Origin of the sequence: Amycolatopsis sp. cmx-8-4 (genome assembly GCF_046548675.1) — a bacterium.
In the GTDB taxonomy this organism is placed as follows: domain Bacteria; phylum Actinomycetota; class Actinomycetes; order Mycobacteriales; family Pseudonocardiaceae; genus Amycolatopsis.
In genome coordinates, this window is record NZ_JAEBDZ010000040.1 from 1 (window position 1) to 17,667 (window position 17,667).

General features: G+C 65.8%; 17 protein-coding genes and 1 tRNA gene. 7 read left to right on the plus strand and 11 right to left on the minus strand.

Annotated elements, in window-relative coordinates:
- Positions 1-1,262: 1,262 nt before the first annotated feature.
- The gene (locus tag ACLJQZ_RS43515; RefSeq protein WP_410627052.1) at positions 1,263-2,210 is read left to right on the plus strand and encodes a hypothetical protein; all 948 of its coding nucleotides are present in this window, start codon (positions 1,263-1,265) and stop codon (positions 2,208-2,210) included.
- Positions 2,211-2,235: 25 nt separating this feature from the next.
- Here ACLJQZ_RS43515 and ACLJQZ_RS43520 read toward each other — a convergent pair whose 3' ends face one another.
- The gene (locus ACLJQZ_RS43520) at positions 2,236-5,442 is read right to left on the minus strand and encodes a CHAT domain-containing protein (protein WP_410627054.1); all 3,207 of its coding nucleotides are present in this window, start codon (positions 5,440-5,442) and stop codon (positions 2,236-2,238) included.
- A gap of 329 nt (positions 5,443-5,771) precedes the next feature.
- Between ACLJQZ_RS43520 and ACLJQZ_RS43525 the strand changes: the two genes are divergently transcribed.
- Positions 5,772-6,941, plus strand: a complete 1,170-nt coding sequence (locus ACLJQZ_RS43525) for a restriction endonuclease (RefSeq protein WP_410627056.1) — start codon at positions 5,772-5,774, stop codon at positions 6,939-6,941.
- Positions 6,942-6,964: 23 nt separating this feature from the next.
- On the opposite strand, the gene ACLJQZ_RS43530 is transcribed toward ACLJQZ_RS43525, so the two are convergent.
- The 3 genes from ACLJQZ_RS43530 to ACLJQZ_RS43540 form a co-directional block, all read right to left on the minus strand.
- A complete protein-coding gene (locus ACLJQZ_RS43530) occupies positions 6,965-7,168 on the minus strand; it encodes a hypothetical protein (protein ID WP_410627058.1) in 204 nt (67 codons plus the stop codon).
- Positions 7,169-7,342: 174 nt separating this feature from the next.
- Positions 7,343-7,828 carry a hypothetical protein gene (locus tag ACLJQZ_RS43535; RefSeq protein ID WP_410627060.1) on the minus strand — a complete coding sequence of 162 codons (486 nt, stop codon included), beginning with the start codon at positions 7,826-7,828 and terminating at the stop codon, positions 7,343-7,345.
- 398 nt (positions 7,829-8,226) lie between these two features.
- Positions 8,227-8,299: transfer RNA gene (locus ACLJQZ_RS43540), tRNA-Asn, on the minus strand.
- Positions 8,300-8,463: 164 nt separating this feature from the next.
- On the opposite strand from ACLJQZ_RS43540, the gene ACLJQZ_RS43545 reads away from it, so the two are divergent.
- Positions 8,464-8,640, plus strand: coding sequence for a hypothetical protein (locus tag ACLJQZ_RS43545; RefSeq protein ID WP_410627061.1), 177 nt, complete (start codon positions 8,464-8,466; stop codon positions 8,638-8,640).
- Here the strand turns inward: ACLJQZ_RS43545 and ACLJQZ_RS43550 are convergent.
- Genes ACLJQZ_RS43550 through dnaG form a run of 3 tightly spaced genes read right to left on the minus strand, consistent with a single transcriptional unit; the run spans position 8,637 to position 11,881 of the window.
- Entirely contained in the window at positions 8,637-9,398 is a 762-nt protein-coding gene (locus ACLJQZ_RS43550) for a trans-aconitate 2-methyltransferase (protein WP_410627063.1), read from the minus strand. The genes ACLJQZ_RS43545 and ACLJQZ_RS43550 overlap by 4 nt on opposite strands.
- Positions 9,399-9,447: 49 nt before the next feature.
- Entirely contained in the window at positions 9,448-9,972 is a 525-nt protein-coding gene (locus tag ACLJQZ_RS43555; protein WP_410627065.1) for a hypothetical protein, read from the minus strand.
- A gap of 1 nt (position 9,973) precedes the next feature.
- Positions 9,974-11,881: a DNA primase gene (gene dnaG / locus ACLJQZ_RS43560; RefSeq protein ID WP_410627067.1), complete on the minus strand. Its 1,908-nt coding sequence runs from the start codon at positions 11,879-11,881 to the stop codon at positions 9,974-9,976.
- A gap of 64 nt (positions 11,882-11,945) precedes the next feature.
- Between dnaG and ACLJQZ_RS43565 the strand changes: the two genes are divergently transcribed.
- Complete coding sequence (locus ACLJQZ_RS43565; protein ID WP_410627069.1) at positions 11,946-12,896, plus strand: sigma-70 family RNA polymerase sigma factor; 951 nt, start codon at positions 11,946-11,948, stop codon at positions 12,894-12,896.
- On the opposite strand, the gene ACLJQZ_RS43570 is transcribed toward ACLJQZ_RS43565, so the two are convergent.
- From ACLJQZ_RS43570 to ACLJQZ_RS43580, 3 genes are all read right to left on the minus strand, one after another.
- On the minus strand, positions 12,868-13,638 hold the full coding sequence (locus ACLJQZ_RS43570) for a hypothetical protein (protein WP_410627071.1): 771 nt from the start codon (positions 13,636-13,638) through the stop codon (positions 12,868-12,870). The genes ACLJQZ_RS43565 and ACLJQZ_RS43570 overlap by 29 nt on opposite strands.
- Positions 13,639-13,700: 62 nt before the next feature.
- A complete protein-coding gene (locus ACLJQZ_RS43575; protein WP_410627073.1) occupies positions 13,701-14,267 on the minus strand; it encodes a carboxymuconolactone decarboxylase family protein in 567 nt (188 codons plus the stop codon).
- 98 nt (positions 14,268-14,365) lie between these two features.
- Positions 14,366-15,067 carry a carboxymuconolactone decarboxylase family protein gene (locus tag ACLJQZ_RS43580; protein ID WP_410627075.1) on the minus strand — a complete coding sequence of 234 codons (702 nt, stop codon included), beginning with the start codon at positions 15,065-15,067 and terminating at the stop codon, positions 14,366-14,368.
- A gap of 102 nt (positions 15,068-15,169) precedes the next feature.
- Here ACLJQZ_RS43580 and ACLJQZ_RS43585 point away from each other — a divergent pair, with 102 nt between their 5' ends.
- Positions 15,170-15,775 (plus strand): TetR/AcrR family transcriptional regulator, encoded by a 606-nt coding sequence (locus ACLJQZ_RS43585; RefSeq protein ID WP_410627077.1) that lies wholly within the window; start codon positions 15,170-15,172, stop codon positions 15,773-15,775.
- Positions 15,776-15,799: 24 nt separating this feature from the next.
- The gene (locus ACLJQZ_RS43590) at positions 15,800-16,150 is read left to right on the plus strand and encodes a VOC family protein (protein ID WP_410627078.1); all 351 of its coding nucleotides are present in this window, start codon (positions 15,800-15,802) and stop codon (positions 16,148-16,150) included.
- Between the two features lie 203 nt (positions 16,151-16,353).
- Here the strand turns inward: ACLJQZ_RS43590 and ACLJQZ_RS43595 are convergent, their stop codons facing one another.
- On the minus strand, positions 16,354-16,893 hold the full coding sequence (locus ACLJQZ_RS43595) for a DinB family protein (RefSeq protein WP_410627080.1): 540 nt from the start codon (positions 16,891-16,893) through the stop codon (positions 16,354-16,356).
- A 50-nt stretch (positions 16,894-16,943) separates the two neighbouring features.
- Here ACLJQZ_RS43595 and ACLJQZ_RS43600 point away from each other — a divergent pair, with 50 nt between their 5' ends.
- Positions 16,944-17,630 carry an alpha/beta fold hydrolase gene (locus ACLJQZ_RS43600; RefSeq protein WP_410627082.1) on the plus strand — a complete coding sequence of 229 codons (687 nt, stop codon included), beginning with the start codon at positions 16,944-16,946 and terminating at the stop codon, positions 17,628-17,630.
- Positions 17,631-17,667: the final 37 nt, after the last annotated feature.

A 17,667-nucleotide genomic window follows, 5' to 3' on the forward strand; every position in this document is an offset into this window, starting at 1 on the left:
CGGTGATCAGATCGTCGTGCTGGGCTGGGGTCAGGTTGGCGTAGACATGCGCTGGGCGCATACTGGTGAAGGCCTCGTCGGGTCGTGTTGAGTGTGGTAACCCAATCCAACCTGACGAGGCTCTTCATGTTGTGGAGACATCAACTTCGGCGAGTTACGGACACAACTTCTGGCAACCTGCTTAGGAGAACATCGCTCCAGCCGCAGGACGTGTCGCTCCACGTGGCCGCCATCCCGCAGGGGGCACTGGCACCGCCCTCTCATCAACACCAAGGAGCAAACCGCGGTACCAGGAAGGCCGGCGTGTAGGCGGTATCCACCTCAGTGGCTGGCCACGCTCGCCACCGCGATCGTCTTCGAGACGATCGTGGCTGGCTCACAAGCGCCAACCGGTCCTCCGATGTCCATCGGATGGCCGTTTCGGCGCGACGATCGTCATCCTCAGCTGCGCGCGCCGTCCTCCGTTCTAGTGAGGACATGATGTGGCGCGTGCGACCCACATTGACCCGGCAGAGCACCGACGAGCGGGCTTGGGAGCGGCCAAAGTGAACCCGCAGTTCAGGTGCGCCTGGCCAGCACAGGCCGCTAAGCTTTAGTTCGTTCTCCTTGCCGCAGCGGTACCCTGCAAGACACCGAGGCTGGCTGCGTCAACCTTGGGCTGGAGGCGATGTTGATTCGGTCCACCACCACACCGTTACGGCTGCCGACGATGTTGCCTCGGCTGGTCATCGCAGTTCGCCGCGAGCGCCAGGAAAGGACCGTCGCCGAATGGTGATGCTCCAGCCCTCGCCTGACATGGCCTTCGCAAGAGTCGTCCGAGTTGCCTCCGCGCGACGCAGCGCAATTTCTATCGATGTCCCCGGGACAGGAAGGGAGAGCCCAATGGCGTCAGAGCGACTGGAGAGGCTGTGCCGAAACTTGGCCAGCGACGCGACTCTACGTGAAGTTCTTTCAGACAGCGGAATCACCTCCGAGCATTGGCAGGGCATACAGCAGGCAGTATTCGGCCACCTTGACTCTGGTCGGCTCAAGGAACTCCTCGACCTGGTCGACAACACGGCTGCACAGAAAGGGATTGACGGAGTGACCACCGCCGTTCGCGAGTTCCGACTGTTACCGCCTGGCCCTGTCGGCTACCGCACGACATCGGGCTTTCAATGTCCGCACCCGCGGCGCTGCGGGCGTGCGGAGTCCGCCGGTTCGACTGCTCTGACTTGCGGACTGACCGGAACTGCACTGGAGCGGGTCAAGGTTGTCGGCAAGTGAACGGATTTCTCGAGGAACTCGGCAAGAAGGCCGCAGAGCGATGGCTAACGCTTCTGGTCCTACCCGGAGTCGTGTGGTCGCTGTCGTCACTTGCCGCTTTTACGCTCTCCCATCGCAAACCGCTTGACGTCCGCCCCGCTATCAACGCCTTCACAAAAGCGATCGACCACACTCCAACAACGACCTCGATAATCTTTCTGACCGTCGGAATCCTCGGCGCAAGCATTGCCGCAGGCATGCTCTCTAGCGCGCTCGCGGTCGCCATTCGAAGATTGTGGGGCATCCCCGGCAGGCGTCGACCAGCCCGCTGGTTAGTCACATGGCGTAATTGGCGCTGGGAACGACACGGTCAGAAAATTGATGAATTGACCCGGCTGGCTATCAGCGCAGCGGCCGACACCGACTCGGACCACAGCAGGCCAAGCGACGGAGTTGACGAGTTTCAGGTGCCTGCCACGGGCGTACCGATCGTGACGGCGGCACCCGGCTTCACTGAAGCCTATGCACGCCGCGACGCCGTGAGCCTTGACCGCCCAGTGCGGCCAACCTGGTTGGGTGATCGCTGGCAGTCCACGGTTTCGCGTGTCTATAGAGCGCACGGTCTTGATCTTACGATAGCCTGGCCGCGGCTTTGGTCGATCCTGCCTGACTCGCTACGAGGCGATATCAGTACAGCCCAAGCAGCCTATATTAACTCAAGCATTCAGATGGCCTGGGCTGCACTCTACGTCGCATCAAGTGCATTATGGTGGCCTTTGAGCCTGGCCGCAATCGGCGCGGCCGTCACGGCCATTATCCGAGCACGCGCATGCACAGAGACTCTTTGCTCTCTAATTGAGACAGCTGCCGATCTCCACGCAAATAACTTGGCAAAGCAGCTGGCGGAGCCAAGGCCGCAAGCCGGATGGAAGATTAACGAATATTTACGCAAAGATACACTTTAGGTACTTTATCGAGCAGAAGAAGAAATCATTCTCCAGCGTGGACGACCGACGACCATCGAGTGGGAAGTAAAGGATATCGGTTGCGTTGGTGACGAACAGCACCATGAAGCGCGGCAGCAACATCCCTCACCTCAGGATACCTGGCCCCGCCACTTGTCAGAAGATCGTAGAACTTCTCGGCAATATCAGTCGAACCTCGGTCGTTGATTGGCCAAATACTCCCAATTACGTTCCTGTATCCCGCCATTTGAAGTGATGTTGCAATGTTGGTAGCCTCATCCAAATGACCAGAATTAGTAGTTGTCGTAGAGCATGCGGATAAGTATGCGAGTTCGCCGTTCTCAAGCTTGAGGCGCGCAATTTCAGCAACAGTTAGTGGTGCCATAAGATGATCATGCAAGACAAGGTAGCTTCTAGCCGGAATAATTCCGTCAGCAATACCATGGCATGCGAGATGGATAATGCGATATTTGTTCATCATCTCCGTAACCAACTCAAGTGTGACTTCGTTTCCTGCGGATGGGATCACAGTAGCTCTTGGAACTAGCTCCCTAATCAAAGCCACTTCATCAGCTACGCCAGCAAGCACCTCAGTCCGCGGGGCGTCCGCGACTGCAACTATAAGCATAGAATTCTCACCCTCGACACCCGCATTGGAATTCATCTCCGCCGCGACGCGTCGAAGCATTCGAACGTGCGCAAGCGCTCGAACAGTCGACGTATATGAAGAAGCCACACGGTCCATTACCGTGGCGTTCTCGTCAACTTCTTGAACCATAGGATGATAGCCGGCTGCGTGAACCGGAAGTGAGGCTGCGACGCCGACCGGACACCACCAAATTCTGGGCCAAGGTTGCCCTGATTTAGGAGATGAAAGGTAGTTCAAATTGCGCAGAATAGGTTCCGCTACATGTTCCCATATCGAACCAAGAACACCAAGTATGCACTGTTGCGCCAGGACCCGATCAGCAGCCGCACACGACGGATTCACAGCATCCACTCGAGCGTTTTCAAGGAGGTCAACCATCTTCAATGCAGCCAGCTCAGTGAAATTCGGAAGTTCAACAATGCGAACGGTCGCGATGGGATCCTTCGCGAGAATTAGTGCATACCCTGACTGTTTATGCGCAAAGAAGTACGCGATCGGCCCCTCGCTCGCCTCCTCAGAAATTTTGTCGATAGGTAACGGTCGAAGAAATTCGTGCAGCCCTCGAATACTTCGAATTCTTCCCAACAGCTCCAGCCAAGACGAATTCAGGCCCGAGCGCCGATCAATTAACTCCAGGTAAGCCGCCCGCCTACCGCTCCCATAAGGACCATCGACCGCCCAATCCGTCCGCTTGAGCTGGTGTCGAGCCGCTTCGATAGAATTCCGCAGCACATTGAATTCACGTGCAAGTGTTGGCGCCAGAGCTTCAAGTTTGGCAATGTCCGTTCGAGTGTCCATCACATCCGCGTGCGTGACGCCGCGAGTTTGCTCCAGTAGTTCGATAGCACGGTTGGGATCTCCTGATCGGATAGCGGCGACCGCAGCCGTTGTCGCTAGCCCCGCTAGCGTCGCGAGGCGGTGCTGCCTGTCGTTTCGCCCGACCACGCGAGCGGCAACGGCAGGGAGCAAATCGACAGCACGTTCGATAATGCCGAGGGCCTTGCCAGGTTCGCCAGCCATCAGATCGAGCTCGGCTGCATATCTACAAAAATTCAAACGCGCATGCAACGGCGTTGACTTTAAATCGGCCGCCGCCGCGAAGTGAGACCTCGCTTCATCCCTGAACTCGATGTCTCCGGTCCATTCGAAGATGAGTCTCAGACTAACCGCGAGTTCACCAAGAATATCGGCTCGATCTGGATTTCCGAGCCGCACGCCCCTTACAGCGTCAGCACCGAAACGCGCAGCCTCGCGCAAAATTTTGAGATCTTCCTTCAGAACCGCCTTCGACCGAAGTATCACACCCAGACTAGACGCATATTTCGGCCAATGTTCATTGTCCCTCGATGTGGCCTCAACGACATCTTGCGCAATCTGGGCAGCCTCCTCCAACATTCCTTCATCGCGCCCTACCTCAAAGTGTGCCATCAAGGCACTACTAAGCTCCGCTTGTACAATCATTCTCTGGGGATGACCACGCGGAACGACATTGACTGCTTCTCTCGACTGCTCGAGCGCGTAGTTAAGATCGCCAATCTCTCCACCCCATGAATATTGGGCACGGAGGGCAGCGCTGTGAAGACTCTGTCGAATTGCTCGGTCAACATGGCCCCGCGGCGTGCTTCTCGCCGCATCGGACGCCATCAATGTCGCATCTCTAAGCATCACTGAGTCTCCGTGCCAACGGAACAGTTCTTGCAAAGCCGTCGCAAGATCCGACAGTCGACCAGCGCGCTCTGCACGCTTTTCGAAATCACGCGATTCGGCAATAAATACGCGCCGCGCCACCGAGACAGCTTCTTCAAGAGTCTCAACATCGCCATTCTGCCGGTAAAACTCATATAGTGATAGAAATAACTCCGCCGATATACCAACACGTTCAGGGTCACTCTTGTCAACAAGATTGACCGCACTTCGAGAACTCTTGATTGACTCTTCGAGTATCGAAATTTCTCGACCATGCAGGAACAACTCGCGCAGCGCTGCCGCATAGTTACTCATTCGAGCCGCCATTCTCTCATGCCCAACCAGAGTATTGACTACCGCTTCACGAGTACGTTGCACTGCTTCATTCAACGCAGATACGTCATCCTTCCATTGACCCAAAGCGATCAAGGAGTAGCCGAGATTTGAAACTAGATCTTCAAAATTTTTGTCATCTACTGAAGCAACGTAGATCGCGTCCCTGAAGTGCACTACCGATTCATCAAGATATTCCGCCCCACCTGTCATGAAGAACTTCTTGCGACACTCAATTCCTCGTCGCGTCAACTCGAAATAAAATGGGAAAATCTCGATTGGCTGGATGACGTCTGACTCTTTTTTGGAATCAGATGATTCATCCAGTTCTGCAGTCGCCGGCGATCGTGCCGGGTCGTTCAACCATTGCCACCAGTCGAACATCAGCTTGACCGATTGATGGTCTTCGGCGCTCGCGGCCAAGCCGGACAGCCGCGACAGCAATTCGATGACGCGAGATGCCTTCGCGTCTGCCAGGTCACTACTACTGTCCAGCGCAGTCAGAACCTCATGCAGCGATGTCAGCAACTTTTCACTGCGATGCCGCTCCTCGGGGTCAGCCACGACGGTCTCTTAGTGCAAGCCCGCACTAGTGACGACGGCTAGATCCTCGCTGAACTCGAAGTCGTGCGGGCCGGCAAGGTGCTGCACGAAGTACAGCCCGCCTGGTGATGTCGTCATCCCACGTCTCCCGCCTCGCCGTCGTTCAAATCTTCACTGCTTAGCGACTTGGGAGCGTACCTCCCGGCAACCAGCCAGGGCAGGATTCCGGCGTTGACGCGGCAACTGCGAACCTCGGCTGCTTCGGTCGCGACGCGGAAGGGCCCCGGAGCCGCGCGATCTACTTCGTGTCGCGACGCAGGCACGTGGTGACCGTCTGCCACACTTCCACTGTGGAGCTCGACGACCTGCTCAACGCCATGGACCGGACGGCGGCGAACGTCGCGAAGCTCGAGGACGTCTGGCGCCGGGCCGAGACGTTCATCCCGACCGGACCCGCACGAGGCTCACATCCTGAGTACGACGACCTCCGACGCGCGTGGTCAGACCTCCTGGCGGGCCTGCCCGAGATCGATGGCTGGACCATTACTGCTGGACTGCCTGATATCGACGAAATTGGCGCGATTTTCGTCGATTGCTTCGAGATAGATGTGCCGCCGCTCGAGGCATACGAAGTCGGGGAACGACCTTCGAAGGATTTAGCCGAGTATCGGTACAGGCTCAACCGTGCCCGTCGCCGCGCCGCCCGCCAGCGGCTCGACGAACTGATGTCGGCGATCGACGCCTTGCTGCCCGTTCTGCTCACCGGTGTAGCACATGACTCCTCGATGAAGCTGGAAGGCCCAGAAGCGACCAAGATCAGGGCCGCCATCGACGAGATTGAGCGACTCTTGGGAGACACGGCCCAGCGCCAAGGCCGCTGGAGTGACCTTCGCCGCCATCTACGCTTCAGCGAAGGCCACGATTGGCACGACATCGCCGAGTTGGATTGGCCCAGCGTGCGTTCCGACATCGAAGCCAGTGCACTTGCCGACTCCGATCCACTGCCTGTTCCAGCCGTTGATCTCGGTCAGGCCGCAGCCGGAAGCCTGACCGGGAGCGCCACGATCGCTCTTCCGTGGGACCGCCTTGATGACGGCGGTTTCGAGCGCCTGCTGTACGACCTGCTCCGAAGCTTCCCCGAACACGACAACGTCCAGTGGCTCATGCAGACCCGAGCGCCCGATCGAGGACGAGATCTTTCGCTGGACCGCGTCCTTCGTGACGGCACCGGCGGCGTGCGTAACGAGCGAGTGATCGTCCAAGCCAAACACTGGCGCTCGCGTTCTGTTCGCCCCACTGATGTGTCGGACACCGTCGCCACGGTCAAGCTGTGGGAGCCGCCACTGGTACGCGGTCTCATCATCGCCACTACCGGCCGCTTCACAGCCGATGCCGTGAGCTGGGCAGAGAAACACAACGAGACAGGAGCTTCACCCCTCATCGAACTCTGGCCCGACAGCAGGCTGGAGACGCTTCTCGCCCAGAAGCCTCACATCGCCGCCGGCCACGGGCTTCGATGAGATACCGCGTTCCTCCACCTTCTTCAGCGCGAACTCGCGTTTCGTCGAGGTGACTGCGATTGCCGCACTAGGCTTGGCGGACGAATCGCGTCGAGCTTGTCGAGGCCATCGCCGCCCAGGTTGTCGACGACGTGCCGAACGGTTTTCATGTAGGCGCGGTACTTGAGGTAGCTGAAGGCAGGCACGGCCAGCCCCGGCAGCGCGGCAGTCAGGATGTTCACGAGCATGCTTGCAGGACCCTCCAGGGGATGGTCCTGGTGCTCATCTCCAAGCGGCTACGGCCGGCGCTCTTCCTGTGGTAGCTGGGGCGCTCAGACGCCAACGGCCCGGGCGGGCCTCGTGTAGCTCGAGCAGGCGATCTTGGGTTGTGATCACCACGATACCGAACTATGCCCCGCGAGTCAGGTCCGCGCAGTCCAGTCCGTGTCGGACACGATGATCGTTCGACGGGCGTACCCGCGTTGGATCGCCGTCTCGTAGTGGTTCAGCCAACCCTCCGGTGGCGGCGACGGTGGAAAGTCCAGGGCCTCGATCATCCCCTGCAGTAGCCCGATGTCGACGTGCGCGGTCCCGTGTCTGCAGCTCGTGGTCATGAACTCCTTCGAACCGCGACCCCCATCCCACGCCCAGTTGACGATGGCCGCTGAGTTCTGGCCGGCACTGGCCTGAGCCAGCCAGACATAGTGGATTCTTGCCTTCGGGTCCCCGTGCCGGAACACGCGGCCAAGCAGGCAGCCTCTCATCGGGCATCGGATCACGAACGCAGTCAGCCTCTTCTGCGTCGCCGGGTGAAGATCCGAAAACCACACCGCGAGCCGCTCCGACTCCTCCTGCCAGTTCCGACGGTTCTCCAGCGTCCGTATCGGCTGGCCGTCGCGGTTGCGCATGTTGACAGGATCAGCTTCGTCGCGCCGAACGAACTCGCGCGTGCCGGCTCCATCGGGCGACTCCCTGAATCTGACCCGTTCGCGGCGGGGACCTCGACCCATGAACGACAGCTTGCCCGCTTAAGGCATTCGCGGCACGTCCGGCGCAGCGGGCCCCTGTCAGCGGCCGGGGAGCCACGCGGTCATCGACCTACCCAAACGGCGGAGCTCATCGCGACCGTGTCGCCGGTGGGACGCCGCACGCGAGGTCATGACGCTGGCCCATGGCACCCGCACCGACGCACTGCCGCAGACCGGCGCCGATGGCCAACCCGATCCTTGGACGATCGTCAAAATAGACAGTAAATCGCCCCTACCCATGGGTAGCAAAAAAGCCCAGGCCTGTGACCTGGGCTTTGCTCCCCCGCTTGGACTCGAACCAAGAACCCTCCGGTTAACAGCCGAATGCTCTGCCAGTTGAGCTACAGGGGAATGTCGCTCTTTCCGGTGCCGCGCTCTCGCCCGACAAGAAGAACTTTAGACCATCCCCGCAACCCGGTCCGCACCACCCCCCACTTAGCGCAACCGCCCCCTGCGGCCGGTTTTCCTGGACAATGGACAGTCGGACGACCTATCGACGAGAGGCGTGGACACGGATGAAGAAGTTCCTGCTGGGTGCGAGCCTGGGCTACGTACTGGGCGCCAAGGCAGGCCGGGGGCGGTACGAGCAGCTCGTGCGCACCTACCGCCGGGTCGTCGACCATCCGATGGTCCAGGGTGCCGCCGGGGTCGCCCGGGCCAAGATCAGTGAGAAGGCGGGGCGCCGGCGTTAGACCTGCGCGACGACGAACACGCGGCGGAACTCGAACCACGTCGTGCCGTCGGCGCGCGTCGGGTACGCCTTGTCGAGCCGAGGGGCCAGTTCGGCGCGGAACTGGTCCCACGCCTCATCCTGGAGGGCCGCGCGGATCGGGCGCAACGCCGTTCCGGTGATCCACTCCAGCACCGCGCGCGACCCGCGCAGCGGCTGGACGTACGTCGTCTCCCAGGCGTCGACGCCGCAGCCGGCGTCGGCCAGGAGGTTCGCGTACTCCAGCGGGGTCGAGACCGCGTCGTCCTCGCGCAGGACGACGTCGGCCAGCCGGGACGACCAGGCCGCGGACGCCGCGAGCTCGCGGGTCAGCGCGTGCGACGGGGCGTCGAAGTTGCCCGGCACCTGCACCGCCAGCCACGCGCCGGTCGGCAGCTGCCCGGCCCAGCGGCGCAGCAGGTCGCGGTGCCCGGGCACCCACTGCAGGACGGCGTTCGACACGACGACGTCGGTGTCCGGCGCCGGTGTCCAATCGTTGACGTCGAGCGTCGCGGCGTCCAGGCCGCGGGCACGCGCGGCTGCCACCATTTCGGGTGAACTGTCGCTGCACTCCAAAGCGGCACCGGGCCAGCGTTTGCCCAGGTCGACCGTCAGGTTTCCGGGCCCGCAGCCGAGATCGACCACCCGCCTGGGTGAAACCGCGCCGATCCGGGACGTCAGGTCGTAGAACGGCCGGGCCCGCAGGTCGGCGTAGTCGAGGTACTTCTCCGGATCCCACACAGGCGCCTCCCGAACAAACAGTACGCTTGTACCGAGTACGAGCGTACTGCTATTCGACGGCGGTAGCCAGCTTCGCGGCGACCTGCTCGGCGATGGCCGCCACCAGCGTGACGTCCGTGCCCGGGTCCGGCCTGACCTGCAGGACGCTGCCGTCGCGGCCGGGGACCTTGCGCTGGACGAACCACGCGCCGCCGTCCCCGATGTCCTGGCGGTGCCGCGAACGCACCGAGCCGTCGACGCGCAGCCGCACGTGGTGCGGCACCCGGCTCGGCTGCGGCAGGCTGAACCGCACGGGCGCGAGGTCGGTCAGCACGACGGCCGACCCGGCGGTGCCGGACTCGGCCGACTCGGTCAGCGTGAAGACGTCGTTCTTCCAGGCCGCTTTGCCGATCAGGTGCCAGCCGACGCGGCGCGCGCCGCCGGCACCGTCCGGGATCCACAGCCCGAGCGGTGTGACGACCAGGTGCCCGCCGCCCTCGACGGGGGCGCTGTCCACGACGTCCTCGCCGGCGTCCAGCGAACCGGCGAAACCGTCGGGGGTGCGGTCGCCGAGCAACCGGCGCAGGAAGCTCACGTCAGCTCCACGAGCTGGCGGACGCCTGCTCGCCCAGCGACTTCTTGTACTGCTCCAGCGCGACGAGGTCGCCGAAGAGGGCGCGGTAGTCGTCCGGCGCCTCGACCGGCGAGAGCCGCTGCAGCTTCCCCTTGATCTCCGAGATCTGCCGCCCGACGAGGCTCTCCTGCAGCCGGGCGAGGATCGAGGAGATGTAGCGGGAATCGACTTCGTCCTTGGCCTGCAACGGTTCCACGGCCAGCTCGGAGAGCACCCGGCGGACCGTCCCTTCCGGGCAGTGCGAGGCCGCCGCGTCCAGCAGCGACGGGCCGGTGAGGCCCGAACCGGCCCCGCCCGCCTTCAGCACGGCTTCGTGCACCGCGATGTACACCGGGTGCGTGAACGCCTCCAGCGGCAGCGCGTCGTACTCCGGCCCGGCGATCGCGGGCTGCTGCAGCGCGGCCTTCAGCGCCTCGCGCTGGATCGCGAACCGCGGGTCCTTCGGGGCGGGCCGGGCGACGTCGGACTCCGGGGCCTTCACCTCGAGAGCGCCGACGCGGGCCGGCTGCTTCAAGGGCACGCCGCCGCGCTTGTCGGTCGCCCCCGCGCTGCCGCGCACGCGGTTGACGACCTGGGCGACGTCCTGCCAGCCCACCCACCAGGCGAGCTTCGACGCGTAGCCGTCACGCGCGGCGCGGTCCTTGATCGCCGCGATCATCGGCACGGTCTTCTGCAGCGCCGAGACCTGGCCGTCGACCGAGTCGAGGTCGAAGTTCTTCAGCGTGCTGCGGATGGCGAACTCGAACAGCGGGATCCGCCGCGCGACGAGGTCCTTGACCGCGCTGTCGCCCTTGGCCAGGCGCAGCTCGCACGGGTCCATGCCGTCCGGCGCGACCGCGATGTAGGTCTGGCCGGCGAACGTCTGGTCGCCCTCGAACGCCTTCAGCGCGGCCTTCTGGCCCGCTTCGTCACCGTCGAAGGTGAAGATCACTTCGCCGCGGAAGGCGTCGTCGTCCATCATCAGCCGGCGAAGCACCTTCATGTGGTCTTCGCCGAACGCCGTGCCCGACGACGCCACGGCCGTCGGGACGCCCGCCGCGTGCATCGCCATCACGTCCGTGTAGCCCTCGACCACGACGACCTGGTGCTTCTTCGCGATCTCGCGCTTGGCCAGGTCGAGGCCGAACATCACCTGGGACTTCTTGTAGATCGGCGACTCGGCGGTGTTGAGGTACTTGGCCGAGATCCGGTCGTCGTCGAACAGCCGCCGCGCGCCGAAGCCGACAACCTCGTTGCCGACGTCGCGGATCGGCCAGACCAGGCGCCGGTGGAAGCGGTCCATCGGGCCGCGCTGGCCCTCCTTGGACAATCCCGCCGTCAGCAGCTCCTTGACCTCGAACCCGCGGGTGAGCAGGTGCTTGGTCAGCTTGTCCCAGCCGGCCGGGGCGTAGCCGCAGCCGAACGTCTTCGCCGCGGCGGCGTCGAAGCCGCGCTCGGACAGGAAGTCCCGCGCGGCGCGCGCGTCGTCGGTGACCAGCTGCTCGGCGTAGAACTCCTGCGCGGCGCGGTGCGCCTCGATCAGCCGGCTGCGGCTGCCGCGGTCGCGCTGGATCGTCGCGCCGCCGCCCTCGTAGGTGAGCCGGATGCCGACCCGGTCGGCCAGCCGCTCGACGGCTTCCACGAAGGTGATCAGGTCGATCTTCTGGACGAACTTGATCACGTCGCCGCCCTCGCCACAGCCGAAGCAGTGGAAGGTGCCGTGCGTCGGGCGGACGTTGAACGACGGGGTCTTCTCGTTGTGGAACGGGCAGAGGCCCTTCAGGCTGCCCCCACCGGCGCGGCGCAGCGCCACGTACTCCCCGACGACCTCGTCGATCCGGCTCCGCTCGCGCACCTCCGCGATGTCGCTGTCCCGAATCCGTCCTGCCACAGGTACCACCTTAGATTGGACCTCATCCGGCGAAAGATTCGACCTCATCCGGCACACTGAGGGTATGGCCACGCCCACCGCCCAGGACACCCTCGCCGCGCGGTTCGCCGAGCACCGTGGCCACCTGATCGGGGTGGCCTACCGGCTCACCGGCACCCGCGCCGACGCCGAGGACGCCGTCCAGGAGTCGTGGCTGCGGCTGGCCGGGCTCGACGACGCCGGGAAGGACGCGATCCGCGACCTGCGCGGCTGGCTGACCACGGTCGTCGGCCGGATCTGCCTCGACCGGCTGAAGTCGGCCACGGCACAGCGGGAGCGCTACGTCGGCCAGTGGCTGCCGGAACCGGTCGTGACGCCGTTCGGGCAGCCGGTGAGCGAGGACCCGCTCGACGTCGCCGTCCGCGACGACGGCCTGCGGATGGCCGCGCTGGTCGTGCTCGACAAGCTGACCCCGGAGCAGCGCGTCGCGTTCGTGCTGCACGACGCGTTCTCGCTGCCCTTCGCCGAGATCGCGGACATCCTCGGCTGCTCGGTGGACGCCGCGCGCCAGCACGGCTCCCGCGGCCGCCGCGCGCTGGCCGACGCGGACCCGGCGCCGCGCGCGCCGCTGGACGAGCAGGCGAAGATCCTCGAGAAGTTCGTCACCGCGCTGCTCGCCGGCGACATCGGCGCGGTCGTCGAACTGCTGCACCCGGACGCGGTGCTGATCGGCGACTCGGACGGCAAGGGCCGCACCACGCGCCAGCTCATGGTCGGCGCCGACAAGCTCGCCCGGTTCTTCGTCGGGCTCATGCGCAAGTACGCCCCGGAGAGCGTCACCCGCGGCGCGCCGGTGCTGGTCAACGGCGACCTCGGGTTCTACCTGCCGCCGCTGCCAGGACGCGAGGGCTTCCTGGCGCTCGACGAGCACGTCCAGGCGATGAGCGTCCGCGACGGGAAGATCGTGGCGATCTACGACGTCGTCAACCCGGACAAGCTGACCCGGATCACGCGTCCCGGCGCCGCGCCTTCGTGATCCCGGCCACCAGCACGAGTACGGCGAAGGCGCCGAAGTAGGCCAACGCCCAGCCCGGGCTCAACGGCGAGTCGGACAGGGTCGCCGCGTTGCCGCCGTCCCTTCCGGCGTTCGCCTCGCCGGAGCCGCTGAGGAACTTCGTGACGGCGTTCAGCGGCAGCCAGCGGTGGATCGCGAGCCCGGCCCGCGGGATCAGCGTGATGACGTTCTCGGCCATGAGCGGGTAGCCGACGAGCAGCGCGACCGCGCCGGCGGTGTGGCGTACGAGCAGGCCGACGCCGACCCCGCAGACCGCGGCGAGCGCGAACACCGGACCGGTGCCGGCGACGATCGTCCAGTCCGCGACGCTGTCGAGCGCCAGATCGGCGTCCGGGGCGAGGATCCGCGCGACCAGCCAGGCGAGGAAGGCGGCGGCTTCGCCGAGGAGGAAGGCGTACCCGGCGACGACCGCGGCCTTCGCGACCAGCGCCGGCCACCGGCTCGGGACGCCCTGGAAGGTGCCGTGGATCGTGCCGGACTGGTACTCGCTCGTCACGGAGAGGGCCGCGAGCACCAGGACGGCGACCAGGCTGAGCTGGAAGCCGAACTGGGTGCTCGCGACGGTGGGCGGCAGCCGGGATTCGGTGGCCGTGAGCGCGGTGAGCACGGCCGGCGCGACCAGGGCGACGACCGCGAAGAGGCCGCACGCCCACGGCGTGGCGATGCTGAAGAGCTTGATCCGTTCACTGGCGACGAGGTGCATGCCGGAACGGTCCCGCGGCGGGCACCCCGGGCGCGTCCCACCGGGGTCTGGTTCCCGGGGTCCTACGGGAGCGGGACCCGGCAGGCGTCGCCCGAGGTGAAGCCCTGCTCGACGATGCCGAGCGCGCTGTTCATCCGGGCGCGGGAGTTCTCCAGGCCGATCTGGTAGGTCAGCTCGATGACGCCGTCGCGGCCGAACGCGCGCACCAGCTCGGCGACCTGCTCGTCGGTCACCGTGACGCGCTCGGCGGACATCGCGTCGGCGTAGGCGATCGCGAGCCGCTCCCGGTGGCTGAACGCGGGCGACGTCGCGTAGCCGTCGATCTTCTTCAGGCGTTCGACGTCCAGGCCGTCGTGATTCTGCAGCATGGTGCCGAAGTCGACGCACCACGAGCAGCCGATCCGGGTGGCGACGCGGTAGACGGCCAGCTCGCGCACGTTCGCCGGCAGCTTCTTCGACGCGTGTTGCACCATCAGCTCGTGCACCGCGTTCGCGCGCAACAGCCCGGGGTGGTGCGCGACGACGGCCATCGGCTCGGGCACGGCGCCGTACTTCCGGCCGGCGACGCGGTAGAAGAGCTTGAGCAGCGGTCCGGCTTCGGTGGTCTTCTTCGCGGCGATGCGGGGCATGTCCGTCTCCATTCGTCTCGGTCGGGAGGGGAACGAGACGGCGGCCGGGGACGTGACACCCGGCGGGGTGAGCCACGCCACCGGCCGCTCCCGGCCGGTCAGTCCATCGCGTTCAGCGCTTCCCAGGCGTGCCAAGCCCTCGTGACGCCGAACTGCGCCAGGAACCGCAGCGCGGCGCGGACGTCTTCCGCCGTCGCGCCGCCCCGCTGCGCGCGGCCGACGTGGATGCGGAACGTGTCGGCGAGCGTCTGGTAGTGGACGTCGACGCTCATGCTGACCAGGCCGCGCTCCCGCTCGGTGAGCGTGCCGGGGCCGTGCCCGGTCCGCATCCGCGACTGCAGGTCGAAGTACGCGGCGAAGTGCGGGTCCAGCTCGCTCAGCCGGGCGCGCACCGCGTCCGGGAGCGGGCTCGGCGCGGCGTCCGGGCCGGTCGAGACCAGCTCGGCGGCCAGGAGTTCGACCTCCGGACGCGGGAGGCCCAGCTCGGTCTCGAGCTCGGTGATCCGCTCGACGCCCGCGGTCGCGGCGGGGTAACCGCAGTCGTAGGAGACGAAGCGCAGCAGTTCCCGGATGTCCGAAGTGGACACCCCGGCGGCCAGGCCGGCCCGCACGTGCGCGGTGAACGCCAGGCCCAGGCTGCCCTGGCAGACGTCGGCCGTGACGCACAGGAAGGTCTTCTCGCGGCCGGTCAGCTCCGGGATCGCCCGGACGAACTTCGCGGTGGCGCCGGCCAGTTGCGCGAAGGCGGGGTCGAGCGCGGCGAGCCGCTCGAGGCTCGTGGGTGCGGCAGCGATGGTCAAGGTCGTGCTCCCTCAGTTGATGAACGATCGTAGCGCTACAGCTGTAGTGCGAATTACGCTACACCTGTAGCGCAATGGGTGTCCAGCTATAGTGGGACGACCATGACCGAGACCCGCCGCCGTCCCAACGCCCGCGGCAAGGGCGAGCTGCTGCGCGAAGAGATCGTCACGGCCGCCGTCGGGATGCTCGACGAGCTGGCCGACGACGAAGCGCTCTCGCTGCGGGCCGTAGCGCGCGAAGTGTCGATCGCGGCGACGTCGGTCTACCTGCACTTCCCGGACCGCGACGCACTGGTCCTGGCCGCTATGCAGCGCTGCCACGAGGAGCTGGTGCGCTCTGGCGACGACGCCTACGCGGCGGCGCCGGACCCGGCGGCCGCGTTGCGCGCGCGGATCCTCGCGCAGGCCGCGTGGGCGCGCGAGCACCCCGGCCTCTACAAGGTGCTGCACGAGAGCAAGGTCCACCGGCGGCTCGGGATGCCGTTCAAGGAGGTCATGGTCGCCCGCACGGTCGACGGCGTGCGGGCGTGCATGGACGCCGGCCTGGCCCCCGAGGACGACCCGGTCACGGTCGCCATCGACCTGCGCACCGCCGTCAACGGCATGCTGGCGCAACGGATCAACGAGCCCGACCTGCCGTGGTCACCCGCGGTCGAGCAGGTCGACCGGTTCCTGGCGAAGCTGGTCGGCCTCCCTTGTGTTCCGTGACGAAACGGACTTGGGTGGGCCGGTATGAGCCAGGACTACCAGACGGTGACCCCGCGGATGGTGGTGCGCGATCTCGTCGCCGCCGTCGCGTTCCTGCGCACGGTGTTCGGCGCGACCGGTGAGCTGGAGAGCGGCCGCCCCGCCGACCTCCGCATCGGCGGCTCGCGCGTCCTGGTCTCCGCCGAGGGCGAGCGGGAGCTGTTCCCCGCGTTCTTGTACGTGTACGTGGCCGACGCGGACGCGACGTACCGCCGGGCCCTCGACTGCGGCGCGACGAGCCTGGAGGAACCGTCGAACACCCCGTACGGCGACCGGCGGGCGATGATCCGCGACCCGTTCGGCAACATCTTCCAGATCGCCCACGCCCGCGACTGAGCGGCGCCGTTGCGCCCGAGCCTGCTGCGCCCGGGCACGCCCGCGGCGGGGCGCGTGCCGCGCTGGGCGCACCTCGTGATTTCCCCGTTCCACCCGCCGAAACCCAGACGTTCACCCGGGTCGGACCGGCGGCGGACACCACCGTGCCGACGGCTCAGGAGAGCCGGCCGCCGACTCGGATTCGGTGACCAGGGACCACTGACCTACTCGCCGGTGCTGCCGTCCACCGACTCGCGGATGAGGTCCGCGTGGCCGTTGTGGCGGCTGTACTCCTCGACCAGGTGGACCAGGATCCAGCGCAGGTTCGGCTTGCGGCCGTCCGGCCAGCCGCGGACGGCCGGCTGCGAGAGGTCGCCGTTCTCCATCGCCTTCGCGACCAGCTCGCGCGAGCGGGCGACCGTCGACTCCCACAGCTCGCGGAGCTGCTCCGGGGTGTCGTCGGCGGCGGAATCCCAGTCCCAGTCCGGGCTTGCCGTCCAGTCGACCGAGTTCCACGGTTCCGCCCGCTCGTCGCCGAACAGGATGCGGGAGAACCAGTGGTCCTCCACGTAGGACAGGTGCTTGAGCATCCCGCCGAGGGTCAGCGGGGACGGGCCGACGGTCGCACGCAGGCCCGCCGCGTCCAGGCCCGCGCACTTCCACGCCAGCGTCGCGCGGTGGTACTCGAGGAACCCCAGCAGGGTCCCGGCTTCGTCGGCGTCGACCGGCGGTTCGGTCCGGCCCTGCTCGTCCACGATGGTCATGAGCGGGCACTCTACCGATTTTGTCGGTGGGCTCCGCTAGGTTTCCGGGCATGGCTGAATTCGTACTCGTAGCAGGCGCTTGGCTCGGCTCGTGGGCGTGGAGCGAGGTGGTGCCGGAGCTCACCGCGGCCGGGCACGGCGCCCACCCCGTGACGCTGTCCGGCGTCGCCGAGAAGCGCGCGGTGCCCGCCGGGCAGGCGACCCACGTCCAGGACATCGTCGACGTCGTCGAGGGCGCGGACCTGCGTGAGGTCGTGGTGGTGGGGCACAGCTACTCGGGCATCCCGGTCGGGCAGGCGGCCGAGCGGATCGGCGACCGGCTGGCGCGCGTGGTGTTCGTCGACTCGAACGTGCCGACCGGCGGCGAGTCGTTCACGTCCGTCTGGTCCGAGGCCCAGGTGGCCGCGCTCACCGAACGCGGCTTCTGGCCGCCCCTGACCGCGGAAGACTATGCGGGACAAGGCCTTTCCGACGCCGAGATCGCCCGCATCATCGGCGGCTCGACCCCGCACCCGGCCGCGTCGCTCACCGAACCGGCCGTCCTGAGCCGGCCCCTCGGCGAGCTGCCGGCGACCTACGTCAAGTGCCTGCTCGACGGCGACACGCCGAGCCCGGACGTCGTCGAGCTGCTCAAGAGCGACCGGTGGAACCTGGTGGAGCTGAACACGGGTCACTGGCCGATGTTCTCGCAACCGAAGGAGCTCGCGACGATCCTGCTCGACGCCGTGAAGGCCTGACCGCCGCCGGTGGGGCTTCCGGAGGGAGCCCCACCGT

Excerpts from the sequence above, each read along its gene's own strand:
- ACLJQZ_RS43530 (WP_410627058.1), bottom strand. The coding sequence starts at position 7,168 with ATGCTCGTGAACATCCTGACTGCCGCGCTGCCGGGGCTGGCCGTGCCT.
- ACLJQZ_RS43585 (WP_410627077.1), top strand. The coding sequence starts at position 15,170 with ATGACCGAGACCCGCCGCCGTCCCAACGCCCGCGGCAAGGGCGAGCTG.
- ACLJQZ_RS43595 (WP_410627080.1), bottom strand. The coding sequence starts at position 16,893 with ATGACCATCGTGGACGAGCAGGGCCGGACCGAACCGCCGGTCGACGCC.
- ACLJQZ_RS43545 (WP_410627061.1), top strand. The coding sequence starts at position 8,464 with ATGAAGAAGTTCCTGCTGGGTGCGAGCCTGGGCTACGTACTGGGCGCC.
- ACLJQZ_RS43535 (WP_410627060.1), bottom strand. The coding sequence starts at position 7,828 with ATGCGCAACCGCGACGGCCAGCCGATACGGACGCTGGAGAACCGTCGG.
- ACLJQZ_RS43570 (WP_410627071.1), bottom strand. The coding sequence starts at position 13,638 with ATGCACCTCGTCGCCAGTGAACGGATCAAGCTCTTCAGCATCGCCACG.
- ACLJQZ_RS43590 (WP_410627078.1), top strand. The coding sequence starts at position 15,800 with ATGAGCCAGGACTACCAGACGGTGACCCCGCGGATGGTGGTGCGCGAT.
- ACLJQZ_RS43600 (WP_410627082.1), top strand. The coding sequence starts at position 16,944 with ATGGCTGAATTCGTACTCGTAGCAGGCGCTTGGCTCGGCTCGTGGGCG.
- ACLJQZ_RS43575 (WP_410627073.1), bottom strand. The coding sequence starts at position 14,267 with ATGCCCCGCATCGCCGCGAAGAAGACCACCGAAGCCGGACCGCTGCTC.
- ACLJQZ_RS43565 (WP_410627069.1), top strand. The coding sequence starts at position 11,946 with ATGGCCACGCCCACCGCCCAGGACACCCTCGCCGCGCGGTTCGCCGAG.